This is a genomic window from Micromonospora sp. WMMD729 (genome assembly GCF_049315225.1).
In the GTDB taxonomy this organism is placed as follows: domain Bacteria; phylum Actinomycetota; class Actinomycetes; order Mycobacteriales; family Micromonosporaceae; genus Micromonospora.
Genome location: NZ_CP186059.1, coordinates 2189887 through 2214611, shown reverse-complemented (window position 1 = coordinate 2214611; position 24725 = coordinate 2189887). Strand labels below are relative to the sequence as shown.

Genomic DNA, 24725 nt, shown 5'->3' with positions numbered 1-24725 from the left:
TCAGGCCTCCTTGGCGCGCGGGTTGCGGGGCTGAGTCTGCTGGCTGCGGGCCGGAAGCGCCCGGCCCAGGCCGCTGACCCGCGGGGACAGGAACGCCCGGGTCCGGGCGAACATCGTCATGATCGGGTGCCGGAAGAGGAAGACCACGACCAGGTCCAGCACCGTGGCCAGGCCGAGCGCGAACGCGAAGCCCTTGACCGTGCCGACCGACACCACGTAGAGCACCACCGCGGAGAGCAGCGTGATCGCGTTGGCCGAGATGATCGTCCGGCGGGCCCGGATCCAGGCGCGGGGCACCGCGCTGCGCGGGCTGCGGCCCTCTCTGATCTCGTCCTTGAGTCGTTCGAAGTAGATGACGAACGAGTCCGCCGCCACACCGAGTGAGACGATCATGCCGGCGATGCCGGCGAGGGTGAGCGTGAAGCCGATCTGCCGGCCGAGCACCACCAGCGCGCCGAAGACCAGCAGCGCGGAGAGGATGAGGCTCAGGAAAATGACCGAACCGAGCAGCCGGTAGTAGAAGAACGCGTAGATGATGACCAGCAGCATGCCGATGCCGGCCGCGAGCAGACCGGCCCGCAGGTGGCTGGCGCCCAGGGTGGCGGTGACGTTCTGCGCCTCCTGCTGCTCGAAGGTCACCGGCAGCGCGCCGTACCGGAGCTGGCCGGCGAGGGTGCTGGCGTCCTTCTGGGTGAACTGGCCGGTGATCTGCGAGTTGCCGGTCAGCACGCCCTGGATCTCCGGCGACGACACGATCTCGTTGTCCAGCACGACGGCGACCCGGCACTTGCCGTCCTGGCCCAGCGCGGTGGCGTCACAGGCCTGACCCTCGTTGTTGAACGCCTCGCGGGTGAGCGCCGTCCACTTGCCCTGGCCGTCGCCGGTGAAGTCGAGGCTGACCACCCAGGCGTTGGTCTGGTCGAGCACCGCGTCGGCGTCGTCCACGTCGGTGCCCAGCACCTTGGCCTGGTCGAGCAGGTACTTCGACGCGCCGTCCTCGCAGGAGACGACCTGCTGCTTCGGGTCGGAGATCGACGCCGGCGGGCGCTTGTCGAGCTGCGCGCACCCGATCGTCGGCACGTTGAACTGCATCTGCGCCGGCAGCACGGCCACCTCTTGCGGGCTCAGCGTGCTGAACGGCTTGAGCTTGTCACCCAGCGACGGGTCGGCGCTCAGGTCGGCGGGGGCCTGCAGTCCGCTCGCGGCCTGCCAGGCGGCGGCCCCGACCTTCTGCTCGACGGCCTTGCGCTGCTCCTCGATGCTCGCGGGCACCGGCTCGGTGCTGGCGCTCGCCGACGGCGCGGCGCTCGCCGAGGCCGACGGGGTCGGCGTGGCGCTGGCGGTCGGCGCGGGCGCCATCCCGCCCTGCCCACCGCTGGCCGACGGGCTGACCTTCGCCTCGCCGGTCGCCGACGGGGTCACCTTCGGCGCGGCGCTGCCCGAGGGGGTGCCGGACGGGGTGACGCTGCCCGGAGCCGGGGTGGCGGCCGGCGGCGCGACGGCCGTCCCGCTGCCGTCGGCGGCCTTGAGCACCTTGCGGAAGCGCAGCTCGGCGGCGCTGCCCACGTCGGTGAGGTCCCGGTTCTCACCGGGCAGGGAGATGACGATGTTCCGGTTGCCCTCGGTGACCACCTCGGCCTCGGCCACGCCGAACGCGTTGACCCGGCTCTCGATGATCTGGCGGGCCTCCTCGAGGTTGTCCGCCGTCGGGGGCTTGCCGTCGACGGAGTTGGTCGCCTCCAGCGTGACCCGGGTGCCGCCGATCAGGTCCAGGCCGAGCCGTGGCTCCAGCCGGTCCTTGAAGCTGCCGCTGGCACCGCCCGCGAAGAACACCAGAAGGTAGAGGACGACGAAGATGAGCCCGAGCACGGCGAGTTGCCGGCCGGGGCGCATCTGTCCCTGAGGTGGTGCCACGGTTGTCCTGTCTCCCTGTACGGTCGCGCCGCTGCACGCGGCGGCGGCGGCGAGTGTCGGGCCGGGGGTCCCGGCCAACGGTTTGACCTGCGCCGACGGGGTGCCGACACAGTGGCCGGACACGCCGGCACGGGAACGCCGACGGCCACGGGAACGTGCCGACGCCCGGCGTCGACCCAACTATCCAGTTTTCACGTCACGTCCGCTGCCCCGTTCGGGCGCGGCACCCCGGGGAGTCCGTCGGCCGGCCGTACCGCCGGAACCGTCGACCCCCTGCGGGGCGGTCACTCCTTGACGGTGTCCACGTCCTCGGTGACCGGCTCGCTCGGCAGCTCCGCGCGGGTGACCACCCGGGCGATGGCCGGACGGGCGTACCGGGTCTGGACGCCGGGAGCGATCTCGAGCAGGACGGCGTCGTCCTCGACGCCGGTGACCGTGCCGTAGAGCCCGCCGATGGTGACGACCTCGTCGCCCGGGCCGAGCGCGGACTGCATGGCCTCGGCTTCGCGGCGACGCTTCTGCTGCGGACGGATCATCATGAAGTACATGACGCCGAAGAGCAGGACGATCATCAGGATCGGCGTGAAGCCACCGGCTCCACCACCCGCTGCAAGGTATTGCACGGTTACTGCCTTCCCATTGGCCTCCTGGCGGCACGGGGGGTGCCGGAGCGGAGGCGGATTCTCACATCCTGTACAGACCGCGGCGAAGTCTAATCCCTGCACCTGAGAACACCGAATGCGGCACAGATCACGTTCACATTACGGCTGATCGGTATCCATGGAGAACAGATCGGGTGCTGGCGGGACATCCGCCCCAAATGTACCATTCGGCGGGGTACGCCCCAGATGGAGCCAGGCGGCCTCGGTGGCCACCCGTCCCCGGGGCGTACGCGCCAGCAGGCCGGCCCGCACCAGGAACGGCTCGCAGACCTCCTCGACCGTGTCCGGCTGCTCCCCCACCGCCACGGCGAGGGTGGACAACCCGACCGGGCCGCCCCGGAACGAGTCCACCAGGGCGGTCAGCACCGCCCGGTCGAGCCGGTCCAGGCCGAGCGCGTCGACGTCGTACACCGTGAGGGCCTTGCGGGCGGTGCCGAGGGTGACCACACCGTCGGCGCGGACCTCGGCGTAGTCGCGGACCCGGCGCAACAGCCGGTTCGCGATCCGGGGCGTGCCCCGGGAGCGGCCGGCGATCTCCGCCGCGCCGTCCGCGGTGATCGGCACCCCGAGGATGCGCGCCGACCGGTGCAACAGCGTCTCCAGATCCGCCGGGGCGTAGAAGTCGAGGTGCGCGACGAAACCGAACCGGTCCCGCATGGGTCCGGTCAACAGACCCGAACGGGTGGTCGCGCCGACCAGGGTGAACGGCTCGACGTCCAGCGGAATCGCGGTCGCGCCCGGCCCCTTGCCGACCACCACGTCGACCCGGAAGTCCTCCATCGCGCTGTAGAGCAGCTCCTCGGCCGGCCGGGCGATCCGGTGGATCTCGTCGATGAAGAGCACGTCGCCCTCGGCCAGGCTGGTCAGGATCGCCGCCAGGTCACCCGAGCGTTCGATCGCCGGGCCGCTGGTCACCCGGATGCCCGCGCCCAGCTCGGCGGCGACGATGTTCGCGAGGCTCGTCTTGCCCAGCCCGGGCGGCCCGGAGAGCAGGATGTGGTCCGGCGGCGACCCCCGCCGCATGGCGCCCTGCAACAGCAGGTCGAGCTGGTCACGCACCCGGTCCTGGGCGATGAACTCCGCCAACCGTCGGGGCCGTACGGTGGCCTCCGCGTCCCGCTCGGCATCGCTGACGTACGCCGAGACGAGCCCGTCGGTCTCGCTCATCGGGTCCGGCCCAGCAGCCGGATGGCCTGCTTGAGCAGGACCGGCACGGGCGGGGTGGCCCCGTCGATCGTCTCCGCCACGGCGGCCACCGCCTGGTCCGCCTGCCCGGCCGTCCAGCCCAGACCCACGAGCGCCTGCCGAACCTGGTCGGGCCACGCGCCGCCGGTCACGCCACCGGCCCCGTCGGCGCCGATCGACACCGGGCCGATGCGGTCGCGCAACTCCAGCACCAGGCGCTCGGCGCCCTTCTTGCCGATCCCGGGCACCCGGGTCAGCGCGGCGGTGTCGGCGTTCGCGATGGCCTTGCGCACCGCGTCCGGCGTGTGCACGGCCAGCACAGCCTGGGCCAGCCGCGGGCCGACCCCACTCGCCGTCTGCAACAGCTCGAACAGCGCCTTGGCGTCGTCGTCGGCGAACCCGTACAGGGTCAGCGAGTCCTCCCGGACCACCAGGCTGGTCGCCAGCCGCGCCGGTTGCCCCACCCGCAACTCGGCGAGCGTGCCCGGCGCGCAGTGCACGGCCAGGCCGACACCGCCGACCTCGATCACAGCCAGATCAGGACCCGTCGCGGTCACCGTGCCGCGCACGCTGGCGATCATCGTGCTCCTCCTCGTCGTGCCCGGTCGGCCGCGGCGGCCAGCTTGGAACGGGTACCGCCCCGCCACACATGGCAGATGGCCAGGGCGAGCGCGTCGGCGGCGTCCGCCGGTTTCGGTGGCTCGGCCAACCGCAGCAGCCGGGTCACCATCGCGGTCATCTGCGCCTTGTCGGCCTGACCGGAACCGGTCACCGCCGCCTTCACCTCACTCGGGGTGTACGTCTGCACCGGCAACCCGGCCCGCGCCCCGGCCAGCACCGCGATGCCACTGGCCTGGGCGGTGCCCATCACCGTACGGACGTTGTGCTGACTGAACACCCGCTCGACGGCGACACTCTCCGGCTCGTGCTTGGCCACCAACTCGGTCAGCGACCGGTCCAGGTGCAGCAGCCGCAACGCCAGGTCGTCGGCCGGGTCCGTGTAGACCACGTAGTAGGCGACAAGCGTGCAGGGGCGACCGGGCACGCCCTCGACGACGCCCACCCCACAGCGCGTCAATCCCGGATCGACCCCCAGCACCCGCACGCCGCCCCCTCCCCCAGTACGTGTGTTCGACACCCTAACCCCCGCCTGCCCCACCGCCCCCACGGGACACACCCCGCGCCCCGCGCCCCGCGCCCCGCGCCCCGCGCCCCGCGCCCCGCGCCCCGCGCCCAAGATCCTCACAACTTCCGGGATGTTGCTGCCTCAGCGCCGCCGGAGACAGCAACATCGGTGAAGTTGTGAGGATCTTGGCGACGACGACGGCGACGGCGACGGTCCACGAGCGCCCGACCGGGCTGCCCCCGGCGCCGGGTGGGCACACAGCTTTGCCCGGGAGTATGTGGCTCCGGCCCATGTGCGGGTGGACACACAGCTCGTAACTTCATGCGCCATGACGGCAGAACCCGTGGCGGTCCCCCACGTCGTGCAGGTCGACCTCGCCGGTCGGACCGCCCTGGTCACCGGCGGCGGCAGCGGCATCGGGCGGGCGTGTGCCCTGCGCCTGGGCGCGGCCGGCGCGAAGGTGCTCGTGGTGGACCGCAACCTGGAGGCGGCCAAGGCGGTGGCCGCCCAGGCCGGCGGACGCGCCGAGGGGGTGGACCTGGCCGACCCGGCGGCCGTGGACTCCCTCGACGTCGACGTCGACATCGTGGTGAACAACGCGGGGCTCCAGCATGTGGCGCCGTTGCAGGACTTTCCGGTCGAGCGTTTCGAGTACATCCAGCGGGTGATGGTGGAGGCGCCGTTCCTGCTGATCCGCCGGGCGCTGCCGCACATGTACGCCCGGGGCTGGGGCCGGATCGTCAACATCTCGTCGGTGCACGGTCTGCGCGCCTCGCCGTACAAGGCGGCGTACGTCTCGGCGAAGCACGCCCTCGAAGGGCTCTCGAAGGTGGTGGCGCTGGAGGGCGCCGCGCACGGGGTGACCGCGAACTGCATCAACCCGGCGTACGTGCGGACCGCCCTGGTGGAGAGCCAGATCGCCGACCAGGCGGCCAGCCACGGGATCGAGGAGACCGAGGTCGTCGAGAAGATCATGCTGGCCCGGGCGGCCGTCAAACGGCTGATCGAGCCGGAGGAGGTGGCCGAGTTGCTGGCGTACCTCTGCTCGCCGCCGGCGGCCTTCATCACCGGCGCGTCGATCGCGCTCGACGGGGGCTGGACGGCCAACTAGTGGGTCCGCGCACAATGTCGACCATGTCGTCGCCGGTGGAGTTCCTGGAACTGCTCGCCCGTGAGGCCGCCGCGGTGGAGTTCGAGGGCCCGCTGGTGGCCGCACGGGCCGCGGGTGTGCCGCCGGACCGGCTGGCCGAGCTGGAGCAGGCCAAGACGGTGGCGTTGCGGGTACGTGCGCTGCTGGAGCGCCGGCGCCGCCGGGAGACCGAGCTGTCCGGCCTGTACGACACGGTCAGTGACCTGGCCGGCCTGCGCGACCTGGACGACGTGCTGCGGGCGATCGTGCACCGGGCGCGGAACCTGCTCGGCGCGGACGTGGCGTACATGACGCTCAACGACGACGAGCGCGGCGACACCTACATGCGGGTCACCGACGGGTCGGTCTCGGCCCGCTTCCAGCGGCTGCGGCTGCCGATGGGCGCCGGCCTGGGTGGTCTGGTGGCCCAGTCCGGCGCGCCGTACGTCACCGCGAACTACGGCGAGGACGCGCGCTTCCACCACACCGGGGAGATCGATGCCGGCGTGGGCGAGGAGGGCCTGGTGGCGATCCTCGGGGTGCCGCTGCGGCTCGGCTCCACCTCGATCGGGGTGCTCTACGCCGCCAACCGTTCGGCCCGGCCGTTCGCCCGGGAGGAGGTGGCGTTGCTGGTCTCCCTGGCCGCGCACGCCGCGGTGGCGATCGACACGGCCCGGCTGCTGGCCGAGACCCGTTCGGCACTGGCCGAGCTGTCGGCGGCGAACACCACCATCCGGGCGCACAGCAGCTCGGTGGAGCGGGCCGCGGCGGCGCACGACCGGATGACGGCGTTGGTGCTGCGCGGCGGTGGCGTCGAGGACGTGGCGGCGGCGGTGACCGACGTGCTGGGCGGGGCGCTGCTGGCGTTGGACGCCGAGGGTCGCCTACTGGCCCGGGTCGGCGAGATCGACGAGCCGGAGCGGGCGGACATCGTCGAGGCGGTGGCCGCGTCCCGGACCGAGGGGCGCAGCGTCCGTCGTGGTCCGCTGTGGTACGCGGCGGTGGTCGCCGGCACGGAGAACCTGGGTGCCCTGGTGCTGCGCCCCAACGACGAGTTGGTCGACGCGGACCAGCGCATCCTGGAGCGGGCCGCGCTGGTGACCGCCCTGCTGCTGCTGTTCCGCCGGACGGTCGCCGAGGCGGAGGGTCGGGTCCGGGGCGAGTTGCTGGACGACCTGATCGCCCGGCCGCTGCGCGACACGGACGCGCTGCGCAGTCGGGCGCGTCGACTGGGGGTGGACCTGGATGCGCCGCACGTGCTGGTGGCGGTGGGCGATGACGCGATCGCGGCGACCGGTTCGGCGCGGCAGCGGGTGCTCTCCTGGGCCACCACGTACGCCTCCGCGCGCGGTGGCCTGGCGGCGGCGCGCGACGGTCGGGTGGTGCTGATGCTGCCGGGTCAGGACGCCGGCGGCAGCGCCCGCGCGGTGGCGCGGGACCTGTCGCGTGTGACGGGCCGGCCGGTGACCGCCGGGGCGAGCGGCCCGGCGACCGGGCCCGGGGCGCTGGCGGGGACGTTCCACGAGGCGGACCGCTGCCTCACCGCCCTCGGCGCGCTGGGCCGTGCCGGTCAGGGGGCGAGCACCGCCGAGCTGGGCTTCGTCGGCCTGCTGCTGGGCACCGTGGGCGACCAGGGCGACAAGGACGTGGCGCGGTTCCTCGCCACCACGGTCGGACCGGTCCTCGACTACGACGCCCGGCGCGGGACGGCGCTGGTGAAGACGCTGGAGGCGTACTTCGGGGTGGGCGGCAGCCTGGCCCGGGCCGCCGAACAACTGCACGTGCACGTCAACACGGTCACCCAGCGGCTGGAGCGGGTCGGGCAACTGCTCGGCGCGGACTGGCAGCGTCCGGAACGGGCGCTGGAGGTGCAGTTGGCACTGCGTCTGCACCGGCTGCGCGCCCCGGCGGGCTGACCCGACGATCAGTCAGCTCAGCCCGGCGGGGCACGGTCGCTCAGCGGGCGCGGATGCCCTCCAGGACGGCGTCGACGACCTGCGTGGGCAGCTCGCGGTCGTCCAACTCGGGATTCCACTGCAGGACGCGTTGGATCAGCATCGGTCCGGTGAGCAGCGCCATGGTGACCTCGACGTCGATGTCGGGGCGGAGCAGCCCCTCGTCGATGCCGCGTCGCAGCACCTCGCGCATGAGCTGCCGCCGGGGCTCAATGATGTTCTGGTAGAGCTGGAACTGGTCCGGGCTGCGGTTCACCGCCGGCACCAGGCACGGCATGATCTTCGCCGCGCGGGGGTCGACGTTCTGCCCGACCGCGCTGACCAGCACGAGCAGGTCGTCCCGGACGGAGTGGCCGGCCGGCTGCGGCATGATGCCCTTGAGTCGGCGCAGCGCGTCGATCAGCAGCGCGTCCTTGCCGGCCCAGCGGCGGTAGATGGTGGCCTTGCCGACGCCGGCGCGGTTGGCGATCGCCTCGATCGAGAGCGCCTCGATGGTGCTGCCCTCGGCGAGCAGATCGAGGGTCGCCTCGACGATCGCCTCGTCGGCGCGGAGGCTCCGCGGTCGCCCGGGCGACCGCGGAGCATCGGCGGTGGAGGTCATGTCGGACATTGTTCCCGAACCTAGGCCGTGCCGGCCAACTCGGGCTCGGTGGCGGGCGCCGCCGTCGACGTCGTCAGGGCCTCGCGGCCCGGCATCCAGCGCAGCACCACCAGCATGCCGAGCGCCGCGACGATCGCGGACAGCGCCGCCGCCCAGTGCATGGCGGTGACGAAGGCGTCGTTGGCCGCCGAGATCAGCGTGGGCGCCGCCGGGCCGAGTTGCCCGGCCGCCGCGTACGCCCCGGAGATCGACTCGTTGGCCGCGTCCTGTGCCCGCGCGGGCAGGCCGGTCAGCGCGTCGCTGACGTCGCTGCGGTAGACCGCGCTGAGCACCGAGCCGAGGACGGCCACGCCGAGCGCGCCGGCCACCTGGCGGACGGTGTTGCTCACCGCGGAACCCACGCCGGCCTTCTCGCGGGGCAGCGCCGACATGATGGACTCGGTGGCCGGCGGCATGATGTTGGCCATCCCGACGCCCTGGATGAAGAAGACGACGAGCACCAGCCAGATCGGGGTGGACGCGTCGATGAAGGCGAACGCGGCCAGCGCCACGACCGTCAGCCCCAGCCCGACGGCGGCGACCGCCCGGCCGCCGTAGCGGCGGACCATCGCGGCGCTGCGCGGCGCGAAGATCAGCTGGGCGCCGGCGAAGGGCAGGAAGAGCAGGCCGGTCTGCAGCGGGCTGTAGTCGCGGACCAGCTGCAGGTAGAACGAGCTGAAGAACATCACGCCCATCGCGGCGAAGAACACCAGACCGACGATGGCCACCGGCGCGGCGAAGCGCGGCACCTTGAACAGCCGGACGTCCAGCGACGGGTGGTCGGAGCGGAGTTCGTGCCGCACGAACCAGGCCAGCACGGCGAGGCCCACCAGGATCGAGCCCCAGGCGACCGGACGGTCGAAGCCGTGCTCACCACCGTCGATGATGCCGTAGGAGAGGGCCACCAGGCCGACCACGGAGAGCAGGACGCCGAGCAGGTCGACGCGGCCGGGGCGGGGGTCACGCGACTCGGGGACGAGCAGCGCCACCAGGATCACGCCGGCGGCGACCACGGGCACGTTGATCAGGAAGACCGAGCCCCACCAGAAGTGCTCCAGCAGCGTGCCGCCGAGGATCGGGCCGATCGCCACGGCGAGGCCGACCGCGCCGGCCCAGACGCCGATGGCCCGGCCGCGCTCGCGCGGGTCGAAGACGTTGGAGATGATCGAGAGCGTCACCGGCATGATCGCCGCGCCGCCGACGCCCATCAGGGCACGGGCCGCGATGAGCTGCGCGGGGCTGTCGGCGTACGCGGAGAGCAGCGACGCCAGGCCGAACAGCGCCAAGCCGATCATGAGGAAGCGCTTGCGGCCGGCCCGGTCGCCGAGCACCCCGAAGGTGAACAGCAGGCCGGCGAAGACCAGCGTGTAGGAGTTGATGGCCCATTCCAGCTCGCCCTGGCTGGCGCCGAGGCCGTGCACCGGGTCGGCCAGGGTCCGTAGGGCGACGTTGAGGATCGTGTTGTCGAGGACGACGACGAGGAGGCTGATCACCAGCACCCCCAGGATCGCCCACCTCCTCGGGTGTCCCGTGTTGTCGTGCAGCTCCATGCCCGGTTCTCCCCCCGGTTGCACCCGTTCCGCAATACGATACGGGCCAGACTCGTAACGGCGATCAGACTACGACCGCCATTAACGATACGGAACTGTTTCGTATCGCAAGTGGTCGGCGTCACGTCTCGGCGCGACACCGCTCCCCCGGCTCGGGCGCGGCCAGACAGGCGGCCACGGCGGCCGGCAGCGCGCTCAGGTGAGCGGCGGGCGCGGCGAGCGGTTCGATCCAGCCCGGCCCTGCGCCGTAGACGCGCAGGCCGGGAAATTCACGCGCGAAACGCACCAATCGGTACGCGCGGCCGGTGACCGGCGTCTGCGACCACAACACCACGGTGTACGGACGAGCGCGGTGCACGGCGCTGGTCAGCGCGGACCACGGCAGCGCGGGCCCCAGGTGCAGGCAGCCGCGTCCCCGCTCCCGCAGGGCCGCGGCGAGGGCGTGCAGGCCGAGTGAGTGCGCCTCCCGCTCGGCACCGGCCAGCAGCACCCCGCCGGTCGGCAGGGACCGCCCGGGCTCCCGGCGGTGCACGTCCAGCCCCACCCGGACACCCTCGGACAGGGCGTGTTCCACGGCGATCTGCGCGGCGTCGCGCCCGGACAACGGCGTCAGCAGCGGCTGGCAGACCTGCTCCCAGAGCGCCGGCACGCCCCACTCGGCGGCCAACTCCAGCATGAGCGAGGCGACACGGTTACCGTCCAGGTCCTCGGCCGCCAGCGAGACCCGCTTGAGCGCGGTCTGCACGGCGTCGGCCGGCATCGGATCGGTCAGCACAGACGTACCCCCGGGTAGGTGTTCTCTACCCAGGGTTCGCCGCGACCAGGCGCGGCGGATGCGCCCGGCGCGAATTTACCGGCGGCGGCCCCACCGCCGGCGGTGCTGCGCCCGTCCGGACCGACCAGGGCACGGACCCCACCGCACACTCCGGACGACTTGACCGGACCGCTTACGTTGATGATCCACACAGCCCTCCGGAAGGTGTCCACCCCATGCCCGTCGGCTTCACCATGGCGATCGTCCTCGCCGTCGCCCTGGTCGTCAGCGCCGTCGCCGCGCTCGTCGCCCCCGCCCGCTCGCTGAAGCGGATGTCCGCCCTCGCCGCGCTCGGCTTCCTCACCCTCAGCGTGGTGGTCGGTCTCGCCTCCAGCGCCCACTCGGTGCCGATCCGCTCGGTCGGCATCGTGACCAGCTTCGGTAAGCCCACCGGCGAGGTGACCGGCTCGGGCCTGAAGTGGGTGGCCCCCTGGCAGAAGGTCGGCGAGTGGGACGCGGGACGGCAGAAGTACGACCACATCGGCGGAAACAACTGCGTCCGGGTGCGCACCGGAACGCTCGCCGACGCCTGTGTCGAAGTGCTGGTGGAATGGCAGGTCAAGCCGGAGAACGCGCCCAAGCAGTTCATGGACTACAAGGGCGACTTCGTCAGCTTCCGGGGGCAGCGGGTGGGCGTGCAGCTCGACAGCGCGGTCAACGACGCGTTCGCCGCGTACAACCCCCTCGAGAAGATCGACGCCCGGACCGGTGACCTGAACGTCGACCTCAAGCCGTTCGCGGCGAACATCAAGACCAGCGCGGAGAGCCGCCTCGCCACCGACGTCGACATCCTGTCGGTGACCATCACCCGGGTCAACCACGACGACAAGACCGAGGGCAACATCAAGGCGTTCCAGGACAAGCTGGCGCAGACCCGCAACCTGGAACAGGACCGCAAGAACGCCGAGATCTCCAAGCAGATCACCGAGACCAACGCGAAGGTCGACAAGGTCACCCGCTGCCTGGAGATCGCCGAGAAGAACGGCGCCAACCCGGGCCTGTGCATCAATCCCGGCATCGTCACCGGAAAGTGACACCGGTTGTCGGCCCACCCGGGGCGGGGTGGGCCGACGACCACCGGCGTTGCTGCGGTGGCGACAGGGCGACAGGCGGGTCAGTCCCGGCCGGCCGCCACCCGGTCCGGAGCGGCCGGAGTTGGCCCCGGCCGGGCCGTACCGAGGCGAAGCGCCGGCCGAACGAAGACGGCCGTCGCGACGATCAGCGCGACGCCCGCCACGATGATGGACGCGGTGACGCCCCAGGCGGTGGCGATCAGTCCGCCCAGACCGACCCCGGCGATGGTCAGCAGCACCATGATCGAGTTGATCAGCCCGACGCCCCGGCCCCGGACCTCCTCCCCGAGGTCCCGCAGGATCGCGGTGGCGATCGGCACCTGTAGCAGGCTGGAGGAGATGCCGGTGAGCAGGCACCAGGTCGCGGCGCCGGCCAGCTCGGCCCGGCCGGTGAGGCCGTCGACGGGGGCGAGCGCCAGCAACGTCAGCGCGAACAACCCGACCGAGACGACGAGTGCGCGCCCGGCCGGCAGCCTCCTCATCATGGCCGGGCCGAGCAGCGCTCCGATCACACAGCCGCCCCCGAACACGGCCTGGGCCACGCCGTACTCGAGTGCCGGCAGGTCGAAGACCATCAGCAGCTGAGCGTTGAAGTTGGTGGTGAACAGGCCCAGCACCACCATGATGGGCACCAGGAACGCCGCCAGGAACCGCAACGACGCAACGCTCAGCACGGCCCGGACGCCGGTGCGCAGCGCCTGCCAGTACGGTTCGTGGCCGCCGGCTGCGGCCGTCGGGACCTCCCGCAGGACGGGCATGGCGGCCAGCAGGAGCGCCGAGCCGGCGAACGTCGCCGCGTTGATCATCATCACCACCGACACATTGCCGATGACCAGCAGGAGGCCGCCGAGAGCCGGGCCGAGCAGGTTCAACGTGTGGTTGGTGCTCTGGAACAGGGTGACGGCGGCCGGAATGCGCTGCGGCGATCCGATGATCTTCGGGATCGCGGCGATCCGCGCCGTCTCGAAGAACGCCTTGCCGACGCCCTCCAGCAGGATGAGCACCAGCAGCAGGCTCACCGATCGCAGCGCCGGAATCATCGCCAGCACGATGACGATGCGGCCCAGGTCGGCACCGATCAACAGCACGCGCTTCGAGACGCGGTCGGCCAGCGGTCCGATGAACGCACCGAGGACTCCGGACGGCAGCAACTGCGCCATGATGACGAGTGCGATCACGGCGGGGTTGTCCACGAGCGTCGCCGCGACGTAGATCAGGGTGATCCTGGACATGGCGTCGCCCAGGAACGACACCACCACCGCCAGCCAGTACTTCAGGTAGGTCAGGTCCCGCAACAGCTCGAGCACGCCTTCAGCACCTCACCCGATCGGGTCGGCCATCCACCTCACCCGCGGATGACGCAGCGCCGCTGCCCGGATCACGGAGCACCCCGGCATGGTCCCACAGCGGGAGCCGCGCCGGGGTGTGTCCCCGCTCGCCGGTCAGGCGTAGTGGAACAGCGGCGGGAAGACCAGGACCACGATCCAGGCCCAGGCCGCGTAGACCGGCAGGTAGCCGGTCTGCCAGCGTTCGAGGGCCGCGAACGGGGTCCGCCGGCGAACGAAGCTCAGCAGGAGCCAGGCCGACCACGCGAGGTTGACCAGCAGGACCACGTTCTCGCCGAGCGCCGCCGCCCGGTTGGGCGTACCGCCGTAGTCGTCGGTGATCCGTCCGGTGATCTCGAAGAGGACCAGTACGTCGATGGCCAACGCGCTGAGCACGAGCGCGAGCTGGAGCCGGTCGAACGCGCCGGGCGGGGCCAGTGGCTCGCGGGCCGAGAGCGAGTAGAGCAGCAACCCGAGCACCACGACCAGCAGCAGGTCGAACAGGATCAGCGCCTCCCGCTCGACGTCGATGCCGTGGCTCGTCCAGACCACGGCCACCAGGAACGCGAGCAGCGCGGCCGTGAAGAGCGGGGTGAACAGCCGGGTGAGCACGGGCGCGATGTTCTCGACGACACTCTGCTTGGCCTCGACCAGCCACCCGGCCACCACGACCGCGGCCGCCGCGCCGCAGGGTAGGAGCCACTGCGAGACGAACGCCTCCGGGACGATGCCGATGGCCTCGAAGGTGTTGAACAGGAACGCGGCGAGCACCCCGCCACCGAGGCCCATCAGCACGAAGTAGATGAACCATTCGCCGGTGAAGCGGATGAAGTCCATGCGTCGACGGGTGGAGCGCCAGTCGTCGGCGACGTAGGCCAGACCGACCACGAGCCAGAGCGCGATCGGCAGGTGGACGCTGGTGACGACGAAGGACTGCGAGTCGCCCGCCAGGGGGTAGACGTTGGCCGCCACCGCGCCGAGGACGAACAACGCGACCAGCGCCACGACCACCGCCGGTCGGGCGCGTCGACGCCAGGCGAGGAACGCCGCGAGCCAGGGCAGCGCGAACAGGGTGAAGTTACGCGTGTAGAACGCCCCGTCGTCGTCGAAGGTCAGGCCGAACAGCGCCGGCGCCTTGACCGACGCCGCCGCACCGGCCGCCGCGGCGAGCATCCACCACAGGTCCCGCCGGGACCCCGCGCCGGCGGCCGGGGCGCCGGCGTCGCCGGTCAGCACGAGTTGCTTCCAGAGCCGCTCCGAGTGCTCCCGGGCGAACTCCCGGGACAGCTCGTCGAGGCTGCCCATCCGTTTGACCGCGACCAGGAACGCCTCGTCGGGGCTGAGGCCCGCGGCGACGAGCGCGTCGACGGACCCACGCAGGTGGTCCTCCAGCTCGTCGGCGTCGGCCGGGCTCAGCGTCCCGCGTCGCAGCACGTACTGCCGCCACTGGGCGACCTGCGCCGCCAGCTCCTGCGGGCCGTCGTACGCCGTCACGCGAAACCCTCCAGCGGACGTGGGGGCAGCGGCGTCCGGTCGTGCCAGACCTCCTTGAGCGCACCCACCACCGTGTCCCACTGCCGGCGCTGCTCGGCGAGCTCGGCCCGGCCCCGGTCGGTGATGCGGTAGTACTTGCGCCGGCGCTCACCGGCGACCGCCTGCCAGCTCGCCTCCACATGGCCCAGGCGCTCGAGCCGGTGCAGCAACGGATAGAGCAGCCCCTCGGTCCAGTCCAGCTCACCGCCGGACAACTCGTTGATCCGCCGCAGGATGGCGTAGCCGTAGCTCTCCCCCTCGGCCAGGATGCCGAGCACCATCGGCGTCGCCGACGCGGCGACCAGGTCTTTCGCGACCTTCACGGAACCTCCCGCCCAACCCTAGAAGTACGATGCATAGTACTGCTAGGTATCGGCACCGACGCAACGGCCGCAGCGAAAAACCGGTCGAGCGCCGCCCACCGCCCGGGGACAATGACCGGCGTGCACGAGGTCGAGGTCGTCGTCGCCCACAGCGAGCGCGCGACCGTCCGCGTCGGCGACGTGTACCTCAAGATCGACCCCGACCAGGGGCGCGCCGACGTCGAGGTCGAGGCGATGGCCCTGGCGCCCGTCACGACCCCACGGATCCTGTGGCGCAACCCGCCCGTGCTCGCCCTCGCCGCCCTGCCCGGACGGGCGCTCGGCCGCCTCGGTGAGCCGTCGAGCGGGTCGCCGGGAGCGTGGGCGGCGGCCGGCGCCGCCGTACGGACGCTGCACGACGCGCCGCTGCCGCCCTGGCCGGGTCGGAGCCTCGACGAGCTGGCCACAAGGCTCGACCGCGAGTGCGGGTGGCTGGTCACGAACGCCGTGCTCCCCACCGACCTGGTCACCCGCAACCGGCACATCGCGGAGGCGGCACTGCGACCGTGGACACCGGTGTTCACGCACGGCGACCTGCAGGCGGACCACGTCTTCGTCGAGGGGGAAGAGGTGACCGGCATCCTCGACTGGTCCGAGGCGGCCCGGGGCGACGCCCTGTTCGACCTCGCCATGCTGACGCTCGGGCACGAGGAGCACCTCGGCGACGTGCTGGCCGGCTACGGCGGCGACGTCGACCTCGACGTGGTCCGGGCGTGGTGGTCGTGGCGCAGCCTGGTGGTGATCCGTTGGCTGGCCGAGCACGGCTTCGACCCCGCCGCGCCGGGCTGCGAGGTCGACGTGCTGCGGGCCCGCATGTGACGAGCCTCAGCCGATGAGTCGGTCCAGCAGCTCGAACCGCTCGTACGGCTGGTCGTAGTCGCCGAAGTGGCCGTCGTCGCGCACGATCTGGGTGCCGCCCAACCGCTCGAACATCGCGCGCCCCTGGCGGTCGTCGCAGCCGTACGGATCCTCGCGCGAATTGACGAAGTAGATGTCCCGGACGTGTGATCGGATCGCGGCCCAGTCGTAGCGCTCCTGCAGGACGGGTTCCTCGCTCGTGTTGGGCCGGGTGCAGTAGCCGGCGACCAGGATCGCCTGGGCCACCGGCACGTCGACGTGTTCGAGGAGCGCCAGCAGCAGGGCCGCGCCGCCGGAGTGGCCCACCAGCACCGTGTCCTCGTCGAAGCGACGTCCGGCCAGCACCGTCGGCAGGAACGTCGCGATCGGCTCGACGTTGAGACCCGGCAGGTGCGGCACCTCGACGGCGTACCCCCGCGCCTCGAGCCGGCGGGCCAACCAGCGGTACCAGACGACGTCCGGGTTACCGCCGGTACCGTGGAAGATGATCGCGCTGCGTCCCACCGTGCCCCCTTCGCCGTCGACAGCATGATCACACCACGGCTCAGTCCAGCGTGACGACCCAGCGGGCGCCCTCGCCCCGCGCCAGCCGGTCGAACGCCACCGGGGCCTCGTCCAGCGACATCGTGCCGCTGACCAGGACCCCCAGGTCCAGCGTGCCGTCGGCCAGTCCGGCGGCGAGCGCCGGCACCTCCCGATCCGGGTCGGACGAGCCGTACACCGAGGAGCGCAGCGTCCGGGCGGAGTGGAAGATGTCGAGCGCGCCGAGGCTCACCATGTCGTCCTTCGCGCCCATGCCGACCACGGTGAGCGCGCCACCGCGCCGGATGAGCCGCCAGGCCGCCCGGATGGTGGCGGCACGACCCACGCACTCGAAGGCGTGGTCGACGCCCCGTCCCTCGGTGCGGGCGCGTACCTCCTTGGAGAGCCGGTCGTCGGAGAGCAGGAAGTCGGTGGCGCCGGCGGCGATGGCCAGGTCGCGCTTCGCCTCGGCCACGTCCACCGCGAGGATCGGCGAGGCGCCGGCACGGCGGGCCGCGCTGAGCACGGCGAGCCCGACCCCGCCCAGCCCGACCACGGCGACCGACTGACCGGCAGTGACCCCGGCGGTGTTGCCGACCGCGCCGACGCCGGTGAGCACCGCGCAGCCGAGCAACGCGGCCTGCTCGACCGGCAACCCGGCGGGGATCGGTACCACGGCACTCTCCGGCACCACCACCGCCTCGGCGAGCGCGCCGAGGCCGAGCGTCAGGTGCAACGGAAGCCCGTCCTCGGTCTCGCCGCGCGGCACGGTCGGGGCGGTGGTGTCGGCGCAGAGCCACGGCTCGCCGCGCCGGCACCACCAGCAGGCCCGGCAGGCGGGCGCCCAGTTGAGCACCACCGGGGTGCCGACCGGCAACCGGCCGCCGGGTCCGACCTCGGCCACCACCCCGGTCGCCTCGTGCCCGAGCACCAGCGGAAACCGCGCGGCGATGGTGCCGTTCACCATGGACAGGTCGGAGTGGCAGACGCCGGCCGCCCGGATGGTCACGCGGACCTCGCCGGGGCCGGGCGCGGGCAGGCGTACCCGCTCGATCCGCAGCTCAGCCCCGGTCCCGCGCGCGACCAGCGCGCGGACGACGATTGGTGCGGACGCCGGCTCGACGCCCCCGCCCGGCGCGGTCGCGGCCGGCTCACGGCCGGTCATCGCTGGATCGCCTTTACCTCGCAGAACTCGGCGAGCCCGTGCGTGCCCAACTCCCGGCCGAGGCCCGACTGCTTGTAGCCGCCGAACGGGGCGAGCGGGTTGAACGGAGCGCCATTGATGTCGACCGCCCCGGTGCGCAGCCGCCGCGCCACCGCGAGCGCCGCCTCGGTGTCGGCGGACCAGACCGCGCCGGCCAGCCCGTACCGCGAGTTGTTGGCGATGGCGACGGCCTCGTCGGTGTCGTCGAAGGGGATGACCGCGAGGACCGGCCCGAAGACCTCCTCCTGGGCGAGCGCGCTGTCCGGATGCACGTCGGCGAAGACGGTCGGGGCGACGAAGTGTCCGCGCGCCGGGACCGGGGCGTCCGGGCCGCCGACGAGCAGCCGCGCGCCGTCGGCGAGCGCCCGGTCGACGTGGCCGCGTACCCGCTGCGCCTGCGCGGCGGAGACCAGCGGGCCGAGCCGGGTGGCCGGGTCGAACGGGTCGCCGAGGCGGTAGCCGGCCACCGCCGCGGCGATCAGGTCGAGCGCGTCGGCGTACCGGTCGCGGTGCACCAGCATCCTGGTCCAGGCCGTACAGGTCTGCCCGGAGTTGAGCAGGGCGTTGCCGACGCCCACCCTGACCGCGGTGGCCAGGTCGGCGTCGCCGAGGATCACGTTCGCGGACTTGCCGCCCAGTTCCAGCGCGACGCGGGCGATCCGGTCGGCGGCGAGTCGCATGATCCGGGTGCCGGTGGCGGTGCTGCCGGTGAACGACACCAGGTCGACGTCGGGATGCCCGGCGAGCGCCTCGCCGACCACCGCCCCGGTGCCGGGGACCAGGTTGAGCACACCGGGCGGCAGGCCGGCCTCGGCGACCGCGTCGAAGAGCAGGTACGCGGTCAGCGGGGTCAGCTCGCTCGGCTTGAGGACGACCGTGCAGCCGGCGGCGAGCGCGGCCGCCACCTTCGCCATCACCTGGTGCAAGGGGTAGTTCCACGGCGTGATCGCGCCGACCACGCCGATCGGCTCGCGGACGACGAGGGAGTTGCCGATGCTCTCCTCGACCGGCGCACGGGCGGCGAGCGCGACGTGGTCGCGCAGCACCGTCAACGGCAGCCCGACCTGTACCCGGGTGGCGAGTTTGAGCGGCGAGCCCTGCTCCACGGCGATGGTGCGGGCGAGGTCGTCGGCGCGGGCGGCGAGGGCGGTGTGCAGCCGGTCGAGGTGCGCGGAGCGTTCGGCGGGCGCGGTGGCCGCCCAGCCGGGAAAGGCGGCGCGGGCGGCGGCGACGGCGGCGTCCACATCGGCCGCCGTGCCGGCCGGCACCTGGCCGACGGTGTCGCCGGTGCTCGGGCTCTCGACGTCGATCACGTCGGTGCCGGCGGGTGGCGTCCACTCGCCGCCGATGTACAGGTGACGCCGGAGGCGAAGGATGTCGGGGAGCGGCGACGGCGGTGCGGCGAGATCCATGGCGTCCCTTCGGAGGTGGGCGACGGGCGGCTCGGCGGCGGGCGGACGGGGTGAAACTAGCGCTGGGAGTTTGGACGCTACCCGCTGGACTGGCCGGACTCCACCGCACCGAGGGGGCCGACGGCGCGGTCGTACTCGGCGGCCAGGCCGTGCAGCAGCGCGTCCAGGCCGAGGGCGAAGGCGCCCTCGTCCACGCTCTGCTGGTGCTCGGCGAGCCGGTGCGCCTGGCGCAGGTGCGGATAGTGGGCGGCGTACAACTCGGGGTCCTCGACGAAACCCCGGGCGAACGAACCGAGCGCCGACCCGGCCACGAAGTAGCGCAGCGCGGCGCCGATGTGGGTGGCGCGGGCCGGCGGCCAGCCGGCGCGGACGAGGCCGCCGTAGACCGCGTCCGCCATGGCGAGGGCGGCCGGTCGTCGGCCCGGCCCCTGCGCCAGGTACGGCACGATGTTCGGGTGCGCGGTGAGCGCCCGCCGGTACGACCAGGCCCACTCGCGCAGCGCGGTCGTCCAGTCCCGGCTGGCGAAGCCGCTGGTGTCGACGGCGCCGGTGACCGTGTCGGCGACCGCGTCGAGGATCTCGTCCTTGGTGGCGAAGTGGTTGTAGAGCGAGGGCCCCTGCACGCCCAGCGCGGCGGCGAGCCGGCGGGTGGAGAAGGCGGGCAGGCCCTCAGCGTCGATCAGCGCGGTGGCTGTCTCGACGATCAGCTGCCGGGTGAGCCGGGGCTGGCGGGGTCGGGGCACAACGCTCCTCGCGGGTCTGGACGTACTAAAACTTGCACCGCTAGTTTAGACGGGACCGGCCGCGCCGACGCCAGGAGGACCATCGTGGACTTTTCGCTCACCGACGAGGAGCGGGCGGTGCGGGACACCGCCCGGTCGTTCATCCAACGCGAGGTGATGCCGCTGGAGACGGAGGTGCTTCGCCGGGAGCGGGCGCACCAGCCGGGCCTGGACCATTCCGAGGTCCGCGAGCTGCAACTCAAGGCCCGCAAGTTCGGCTTCTGGGGCCTCGCCACCCCCGAGGAGTACGGCGGGATGAACCTGCCGGCCGTACTCCAGTCGCTGATCTGGACGGAGCTGGGCCACACGTTCGTGCCGTTCCGCTTCGGCGGCGAGGCCGACAACATCCTGTTCCACGCCACCGAGGAGCAGAAGCAGGAGTTCCTCATCCCGACGATCGAGGGCGAGCGGCGCTCCTGCTTCGCCATCACCGAACCGGGCGCCGGCTCGGACGCCGCCAACATCCGGCTCTCCGCCCGCCGCGACGGCGACGACTGGATCCTGGACGGCGAGAAGACCTTCATCACCGGCGGTCACGACGCCGACTTCGCCATCGTCGTGGCGGTGACCGACCGGGAGAAGGGCGCGCGCAACGGCGGTGCGACCGCGTTCCTGGTGGACCGGGCGATGGGCTGGCGCTCGGAGTTCATCCAGACCATGGGCGAGGGCGGCCCGGCGTCGCTGATCTTCGACGGCGTACGCGTGCCGCACCGCAACATCCTCGGCGAGATCGGGCAGGGCTTCGCCCTCGGCATGGAGTGGATCGGCAAGGGCCGCTACACCATCCCGTCGCACGCCGTCGGCATCGCCGAGCGGGTCCTGCAGATGGCGATCGAGTACGCCAACACCCGGGAGACGTTCGGCGCGAAGATCGGCACCAACCAGGCCATCCAGTGGATGATCGCCGACTCGGAGACCGAACTGGAGGCGGCCCGCTGGCTGATCCTGCGCTCGGCGTGGACCGTCGATCAGGGCCTCGACCCCCGACACGCCTCATCCATGGGCAAGCTCTACGGCGCGCAGATGGTCAACCGGGTCGTCGACCGGGCGCTCCAGATCCACGGCGGCATGGGCTACACCCGGGAACTGCCCATCGAGCGCTGGTACCGGCAGGTCCGGCTGTACCGCATCTTCGAGGGCACCGACGAGATGCAGCGGCTCATCATCTCCCGGGACCTGCTGCGCGGGTACACGAAGATCGGCGGCCACCTGGCCTGAGCCGCGTCAGCCGACCAGCGCCTCCAGCGCGGCGTCCACGTCCGCCTCGGTCGAGTAGAGGTGGAACGAGGCGCGGACCCGGCCGGCCCGGACCGCCGCCCGGATGCCGGCCGCCGCGAGGCGCTGCTCGGCGTCCGGCACGTCGACGGCGACGATGGCGCTGTCCCCCGCCGGCCGGCCCAGGCCGGTCAGGAACCGGTTGGCCAACGCCACGTTGTGCGCCTGGATCGCCGGCACGCCGATCTCGGCGACCAACTCCATGGCCGGGGCCGCGCCCACCCAGCTGAACCAGGCCGGCGAGATGTCGAAGCGGCGGGCGTCCTCGGCCAGCCGCAACGGCAGACCGTAGAAGGAGGCGTACGGGTCCTGGCCGGCGTACCAACCGGCGGCGTCCGGGCGCATCCGCTCGCGCAGGGCGGGGGCGAGATAGGCGTACGCGGTGCCGCGCGGGTTCATCAGCCACTTGTAGCCGCCCACGGCCACCACGTCGGCCCGACCGCCGTCGAACGGAAGCCAGCCGCACGCCTGGGTCGCGTCCACCACCACCAGCGCGTCGTGCGCGCGGGCGGCGGCCACGATCTCGTCGTACCCGGCGACGGATCCGTCGGACGACTGCACCAGGCTGAACGCGACCACGTCCGTGTCGGCGTCGACCGCGTCGGCCAGCCGGTCCGCCGGCACGGTGCGGACGGTCACCCCCCGCTCCTGCTGCACCAGCCAGGGGAACAGGTTCGAGGTGAACTCGATCTCCGGAACGACGACGGTGGCGCCGGCCGGCAGCGACGCCGCCACCGGCGCGAGCATCTGCGAGACCGTCGCACCGACCGCCACGTCGACATCGGGCACCCCGATCAGGCCGGCGAACGCGGTACGGGCCTGCTGCACCGACTCGCCCCAGCCCTCCCAGGAGGTGCTGCCGACACGCCACTGGGCGAGGGCGTCCTGCAACGCCGTCCAGGCCGGCTCGGGCGGCAACCCGTAGGACGCGGTGTTCAACCAGCCCGGCTCCGGCTTCCACAACTGCTGCGCCTGCGCGATCTCCATACCACCGACGCTAGGCCTGGTCAGGCCATGTGAGCCACGACCAATCCGCGATCGGCGGCCTGCCAGTAGTCCCCAGCGCCGGCCTGGCGGAGCGCGTCAGTTCGAGCGCCTGCGCCACAGCGGTCTACCGGTCATCCCCTGACCGGGCCGGCTCACGGTCGTCACCGTCGTGGATCCGGGTCAGGCTGTCGGCGAGCCCGGCGAGCCACCGGTCCACCTCCACCAGGTGCCGCACCGCGACGGGGTCGATGTCGCCGAGCAGCGGGCGGAGCCGGTTCACCTCGTCGACGCAGTCGGTCGGTACCGGCATCGGGCCGGCCGCCCGACCGTGCGTCACCTCGCCGGCCAGGTCGTCGTACGCCGACCGCAGGTGCCCGGCCGTGTCCCGCAGCAGTGCCGCCGCCGCCGGCCAGCCGGCCAGGCAGCCGGGCGGGTTCCGGCGCAGCAGCGACTCCGCGCCGGGCACCACGTGGTGCCCGGCGCTCAGGGCGGCGTCCCAGTCGACGTGGCCGCGCCGCTGATCGTGCCGCTCGGAGTGGTACTGGCAGTAGGACGAGTCGACCAGGATCATCCGTTCGCCGACCCGGTCGAAGTCGCGCTCGGGTGGCGGCGCGTCGCCGAGCACCGCCGCGACGGTCCGCTCGACCGCCGTCCCGTTGGCCGCCAGGTAACGGCCGGCGTTGTGCCGCAGGTCGTGGCCGGCCCCGCGTGGCCACATGGCCACCCCGGCGAGCACCCCGATCACCGCGCCGAGCCCGACGTCGACCAGCCGCGCCTCGGCCAGCCGCCATCCCTCGGGGCTGAGCTGGCTGAACACGACGGTCAGCAGCAGGGTGAACAGCGCCTGCTGCCACACCGGGCCGAGCAGCCGACCGACCCCGAACGCCAGCAGCAACGAGACGGGCAGCACGACGGCGTACACGACGGGTTGCTCGACGAGGAGCACCAGCAGGCCGCTGGCGACGACGCCCGCCAGGGTGCCCAGCACGGCGGGTCGCAGCGCGGTCCGGGTGTCGGCGGCCGAGGTACGCAGGACGGTGAGCGTCGCCAGGAGCACCCAGAAGCCGTGGTTGAGGTGCAGCACCCCGGCCGCCACCCGGGCGATCGCCAGCGCCACGGCGAGTCGCAGCGCGCTGTGCAGGTGCGCGGAGCGGGGCGCGAGGTGGGCGCGGAACTGTCGCCAGTACAGCGTCCACGCGCCGTGTCGCGCGTACTCGAAGAGCCGGGGGTAGGCGTCGATCCCGACGCCGCGTGCCCCGGCGGCGATCCGGCTGCCGACGGCGACGAGCCGCGCCTGGTCGGCGAGGGCCAGCGCCGTCGCGTCCCGGCACATCCGGGGTACGTCCGGTCGGTCCCCGCCACCGGCCGACCGCACCGGGTACGCCGCCTCGGTGGCGCCGATCGCGGCGTCCAGGTCCCGCAGGTCCACCTCGGGCCCGTCGGACGACAGGCTGCGGCCGGCAGCCCGGGTGGCGTCGGCGCACGGGCGCAGCAGCCGCGCCGCCGCCAGGTCCGGGATCGGCGTCGCCGGGACGTCCGCCGCGAGCCGGTCGGCCGTGGCCAGCGCCTCCCGCAGGGCCGACGCGGTGATCCGCAGCGCCCGGTCCTGGGCCCCGGCCGCGGTGGGTGAGGACTCCCGGGGATTGCGGGCCAACCCGAGCACGGCCACCAGGTCGTACGCCCGGGCCCGCCGCCCATCGCGAGCGCCCTGATCGGCCCCGGGGTCGCCGAGGGCGTCGGCGGTGGCGTCGAGGAAGGCCGCGACGCCGTCCGCCGCCCGGGCGAGCAGTTGCCGGTAGGAGACGGGCACCGGATCGGGCCAGAGCACCACCTCGGCCGCGGCGAGCAGGACGACGGCGAGGGTGACCCCGCCGAGGCGCTGCGGCAGGCTGTCCGGCTGGTACGGCGGGAAGGACGCCAGGATGTAGAAGAGTTGGAACGCGCTGGCCAGGCCCACCAGGCGTGGGTTGCCGACCCCGGCGAACGCCACGACGAACCCGATGACCAGCATCCCACCGGCCGCCGCCCAGGTGCTCCACGCCAGGAGCGTGCCGGCGGCGATCAGCGCCCACACCACCGGCAGCGACGTGACGAGGATCCGCGCCCGCTGTGGCGCCGGGCCGGGCAGTTGCGCGAACGACCCGGCGGCGATCGTGCCGAACAGCGCGTACGTGGCGAGCACCGGGCTGCCCACGCCGTAGCGGCAGGCGTAGAAGAGGACGGACGCGACAAGGGTCAGCCGGACCGCGCGCCGCAGCACGGCGCCGTTCGGGTCACGATGGCGCAGTCGGCCCAGGAGGCTGGATCCGAGCACGCCTGCTCCCCAGGGTCGTCGCGGCACCCCTCCCCGGCATCCCATTCTCCACGCCGCCTCCGCGCGGCGGCGAGTTTCGCACCGAAGTGATCGACACGAGTGC

The 24725-nt window shown here is 72.8% G+C and carries 22 protein-coding genes; 5 read left to right on the top strand and 17 right to left on the bottom strand.

The features are described from left to right. From secD to ruvC, 5 genes are all read right to left on the bottom strand, one after another. Complete coding sequence (gene secD / locus ACN263_RS10190) at window positions 1–1914, bottom strand: protein translocase subunit SecD (RefSeq protein ID WP_422739555.1); 1914 nt, start codon at window positions 1912–1914, stop codon at window positions 1–3. Window positions 1915–2198: 284 nt separating this feature from the next. Continuing rightward, on the bottom strand, window positions 2199–2537 hold the full coding sequence (gene yajC / locus ACN263_RS10185; RefSeq protein ID WP_422739554.1) for a preprotein translocase subunit YajC: 339 nt from the start codon (window positions 2535–2537) through the stop codon (window positions 2199–2201). Window positions 2538–2675: 138 nt separating this feature from the next. Beyond that, entirely contained in the window at window positions 2676–3743 is a 1068-nt protein-coding gene (gene ruvB / locus ACN263_RS10180; RefSeq protein WP_422739553.1) for a Holliday junction branch migration DNA helicase RuvB, read from the bottom strand. Further along, the gene (ruvA, locus tag ACN263_RS10175) at window positions 3740–4342 is read right to left on the bottom strand and encodes a Holliday junction branch migration protein RuvA (protein WP_421475873.1); all 603 of its coding nucleotides are present in this window, start codon (window positions 4340–4342) and stop codon (window positions 3740–3742) included. Before ruvA ends, ruvB begins: the two co-directional genes overlap by 4 nt. Beyond that, window positions 4339–4866, bottom strand: coding sequence for a crossover junction endodeoxyribonuclease RuvC (gene ruvC, locus ACN263_RS10170; protein WP_210821188.1), 528 nt, complete (start codon window positions 4864–4866; stop codon window positions 4339–4341). Before ruvC ends, ruvA begins: the two co-directional genes overlap by 4 nt. Window positions 4867–5215: 349 nt before the next feature. Between ruvC and ACN263_RS10165 the strand changes: the two genes are divergently transcribed. Both ACN263_RS10165 and ACN263_RS10160 read left to right on the top strand, forming a co-directional pair. After that, window positions 5216–5998, top strand: coding sequence for a 3-hydroxybutyrate dehydrogenase (locus tag ACN263_RS10165; RefSeq protein ID WP_422739552.1), 783 nt, complete (start codon window positions 5216–5218; stop codon window positions 5996–5998). 14 nt (window positions 5999–6012) lie between these two features. Then, window positions 6013–7932, top strand: coding sequence for a helix-turn-helix domain-containing protein (locus ACN263_RS10160; protein ID WP_422739551.1), 1920 nt, complete (start codon window positions 6013–6015; stop codon window positions 7930–7932). A 40-nt stretch (window positions 7933–7972) separates the two neighbouring features. On the opposite strand, the gene ACN263_RS10155 is transcribed toward ACN263_RS10160, so the two are convergent. From ACN263_RS10155 to ACN263_RS10145, 3 genes are all read right to left on the bottom strand, one after another. Continuing rightward, window positions 7973–8581 carry a TetR/AcrR family transcriptional regulator gene (locus tag ACN263_RS10155; protein WP_422739550.1) on the bottom strand — a complete coding sequence of 203 codons (609 nt, stop codon included), beginning with the start codon at window positions 8579–8581 and terminating at the stop codon, window positions 7973–7975. An 11-nt stretch (window positions 8582–8592) separates the two neighbouring features. Beyond that, on the bottom strand, window positions 8593–10161 hold the full coding sequence (locus tag ACN263_RS10150) for an MFS transporter (protein WP_422739549.1): 1569 nt from the start codon (window positions 10159–10161) through the stop codon (window positions 8593–8595). A 121-nt stretch (window positions 10162–10282) separates the two neighbouring features. Further along, a complete protein-coding gene (locus tag ACN263_RS10145) occupies window positions 10283–10936 on the bottom strand; it encodes a transcriptional regulator (protein ID WP_422739548.1) in 654 nt (217 codons plus the stop codon). Window positions 10937–11151: 215 nt separating this feature from the next. Here ACN263_RS10145 and ACN263_RS10140 point away from each other — a divergent pair, with 215 nt between their 5' ends. Next, window positions 11152–12009 (top strand): SPFH domain-containing protein, encoded by an 858-nt coding sequence (locus tag ACN263_RS10140; RefSeq protein ID WP_422739547.1) that lies wholly within the window; start codon window positions 11152–11154, stop codon window positions 12007–12009. A gap of 80 nt (window positions 12010–12089) precedes the next feature. Here the strand turns inward: ACN263_RS10140 and ACN263_RS10135 are convergent, their stop codons facing one another. The 3 genes from ACN263_RS10135 to ACN263_RS10125 all read right to left on the bottom strand — a co-directional run bounded on the left by ACN263_RS10135 (window position 12090) and on the right by ACN263_RS10125 (window position 15229). Continuing rightward, on the bottom strand, window positions 12090–13355 hold the full coding sequence (locus ACN263_RS10135; protein ID WP_422739546.1) for an MFS transporter: 1266 nt from the start codon (window positions 13353–13355) through the stop codon (window positions 12090–12092). Between the two features lie 135 nt (window positions 13356–13490). Further along, window positions 13491–14867, bottom strand: a complete 1377-nt coding sequence (locus ACN263_RS10130) for a permease prefix domain 1-containing protein (protein ID WP_422739545.1) — start codon at window positions 14865–14867, stop codon at window positions 13491–13493. After that, on the bottom strand, window positions 14864–15229 hold the full coding sequence (locus ACN263_RS10125; RefSeq protein WP_422739544.1) for a PadR family transcriptional regulator: 366 nt from the start codon (window positions 15227–15229) through the stop codon (window positions 14864–14866). The genes ACN263_RS10130 and ACN263_RS10125 overlap by 4 nt, the downstream gene beginning before the upstream one ends. A 111-nt stretch (window positions 15230–15340) precedes the next feature. On the opposite strand from ACN263_RS10125, the gene ACN263_RS10120 reads away from it, so the two are divergent. Continuing rightward, window positions 15341–16087, top strand: a complete 747-nt coding sequence (locus ACN263_RS10120) for a phosphotransferase family protein (protein ID WP_422739543.1) — start codon at window positions 15341–15343, stop codon at window positions 16085–16087. 6 nt (window positions 16088–16093) lie between these two features. Here the strand turns inward: ACN263_RS10120 and ACN263_RS10115 are convergent, their stop codons facing one another. From ACN263_RS10115 to ACN263_RS10100, 4 genes are all read right to left on the bottom strand, one after another. Continuing rightward, window positions 16094–16630 carry an RBBP9/YdeN family alpha/beta hydrolase gene (locus tag ACN263_RS10115; protein WP_422739542.1) on the bottom strand — a complete coding sequence of 179 codons (537 nt, stop codon included), beginning with the start codon at window positions 16628–16630 and terminating at the stop codon, window positions 16094–16096. 40 nt (window positions 16631–16670) lie between these two features. Further along, window positions 16671–17813, bottom strand: coding sequence for an alcohol dehydrogenase catalytic domain-containing protein (locus tag ACN263_RS10110; protein ID WP_422739541.1), 1143 nt, complete (start codon window positions 17811–17813; stop codon window positions 16671–16673). Next, complete coding sequence (locus ACN263_RS10105) at window positions 17810–19264, bottom strand: aldehyde dehydrogenase family protein (RefSeq protein ID WP_422739540.1); 1455 nt, start codon at window positions 19262–19264, stop codon at window positions 17810–17812. The genes ACN263_RS10110 and ACN263_RS10105 overlap by 4 nt, the downstream gene beginning before the upstream one ends. A 77-nt stretch (window positions 19265–19341) precedes the next feature. Then, window positions 19342–20007: a TetR/AcrR family transcriptional regulator gene (locus ACN263_RS10100; protein WP_422739539.1), complete on the bottom strand. Its 666-nt coding sequence runs from the start codon at window positions 20005–20007 to the stop codon at window positions 19342–19344. Window positions 20008–20091: 84 nt separating this feature from the next. Between ACN263_RS10100 and ACN263_RS10095 the strand changes: the two genes are divergently transcribed. Then, the gene (locus ACN263_RS10095; RefSeq protein ID WP_422739538.1) at window positions 20092–21264 is read left to right on the top strand and encodes an acyl-CoA dehydrogenase family protein; all 1173 of its coding nucleotides are present in this window, start codon (window positions 20092–20094) and stop codon (window positions 21262–21264) included. A 6-nt stretch (window positions 21265–21270) separates the two neighbouring features. On the opposite strand, the gene ACN263_RS10090 is transcribed toward ACN263_RS10095, so the two are convergent. Together ACN263_RS10090 and ACN263_RS10085 are read right to left on the bottom strand one after the other, a co-directional pair. Further along, complete coding sequence (locus ACN263_RS10090) at window positions 21271–22308, bottom strand: aminotransferase class V-fold PLP-dependent enzyme (protein ID WP_422739537.1); 1038 nt, start codon at window positions 22306–22308, stop codon at window positions 21271–21273. 124 nt (window positions 22309–22432) lie between these two features. Beyond that, window positions 22433–24622, bottom strand: coding sequence for an FUSC family protein (locus ACN263_RS10085; RefSeq protein ID WP_422739536.1), 2190 nt, complete (start codon window positions 24620–24622; stop codon window positions 22433–22435). Window positions 24623–24725: the final 103 nt, after the last annotated feature.

Coding starts and splice junctions, on each gene's coding strand:
- ACN263_RS10155 (WP_422739550.1), bottom strand. CDS start 8,581: ATGTCCGACATGACCTCCACCGCCGATGCTCCGCGGTCGCCCGGGCGA.
- ACN263_RS10120 (WP_422739543.1), top strand. CDS start 15,341: ATGACCGGCGTGCACGAGGTCGAGGTCGTCGTCGCCCACAGCGAGCGC.
- ruvA (WP_421475873.1), bottom strand. CDS start 4,342: ATGATCGCCAGCGTGCGCGGCACGGTGACCGCGACGGGTCCTGATCTG.
- ruvB (WP_422739553.1), bottom strand. CDS start 3,743: ATGAGCGAGACCGACGGGCTCGTCTCGGCGTACGTCAGCGATGCCGAG.
- ACN263_RS10150 (WP_422739549.1), bottom strand. CDS start 10,161: ATGGAGCTGCACGACAACACGGGACACCCGAGGAGGTGGGCGATCCTG.
- ACN263_RS10165 (WP_422739552.1), top strand. CDS start 5,216: ATGACGGCAGAACCCGTGGCGGTCCCCCACGTCGTGCAGGTCGACCTC.
- ACN263_RS10110 (WP_422739541.1), bottom strand. CDS start 17,813: ATGACCGGCCGTGAGCCGGCCGCGACCGCGCCGGGCGGGGGCGTCGAG.
- ACN263_RS10090 (WP_422739537.1), bottom strand. CDS start 22,308: ATGGAGATCGCGCAGGCGCAGCAGTTGTGGAAGCCGGAGCCGGGCTGG.
- ACN263_RS10160 (WP_422739551.1), top strand. CDS start 6,013: ATGTCGACCATGTCGTCGCCGGTGGAGTTCCTGGAACTGCTCGCCCGT.
- ACN263_RS10105 (WP_422739540.1), bottom strand. CDS start 19,264: ATGGATCTCGCCGCACCGCCGTCGCCGCTCCCCGACATCCTTCGCCTC.
- ACN263_RS10140 (WP_422739547.1), top strand. CDS start 11,152: ATGCCCGTCGGCTTCACCATGGCGATCGTCCTCGCCGTCGCCCTGGTC.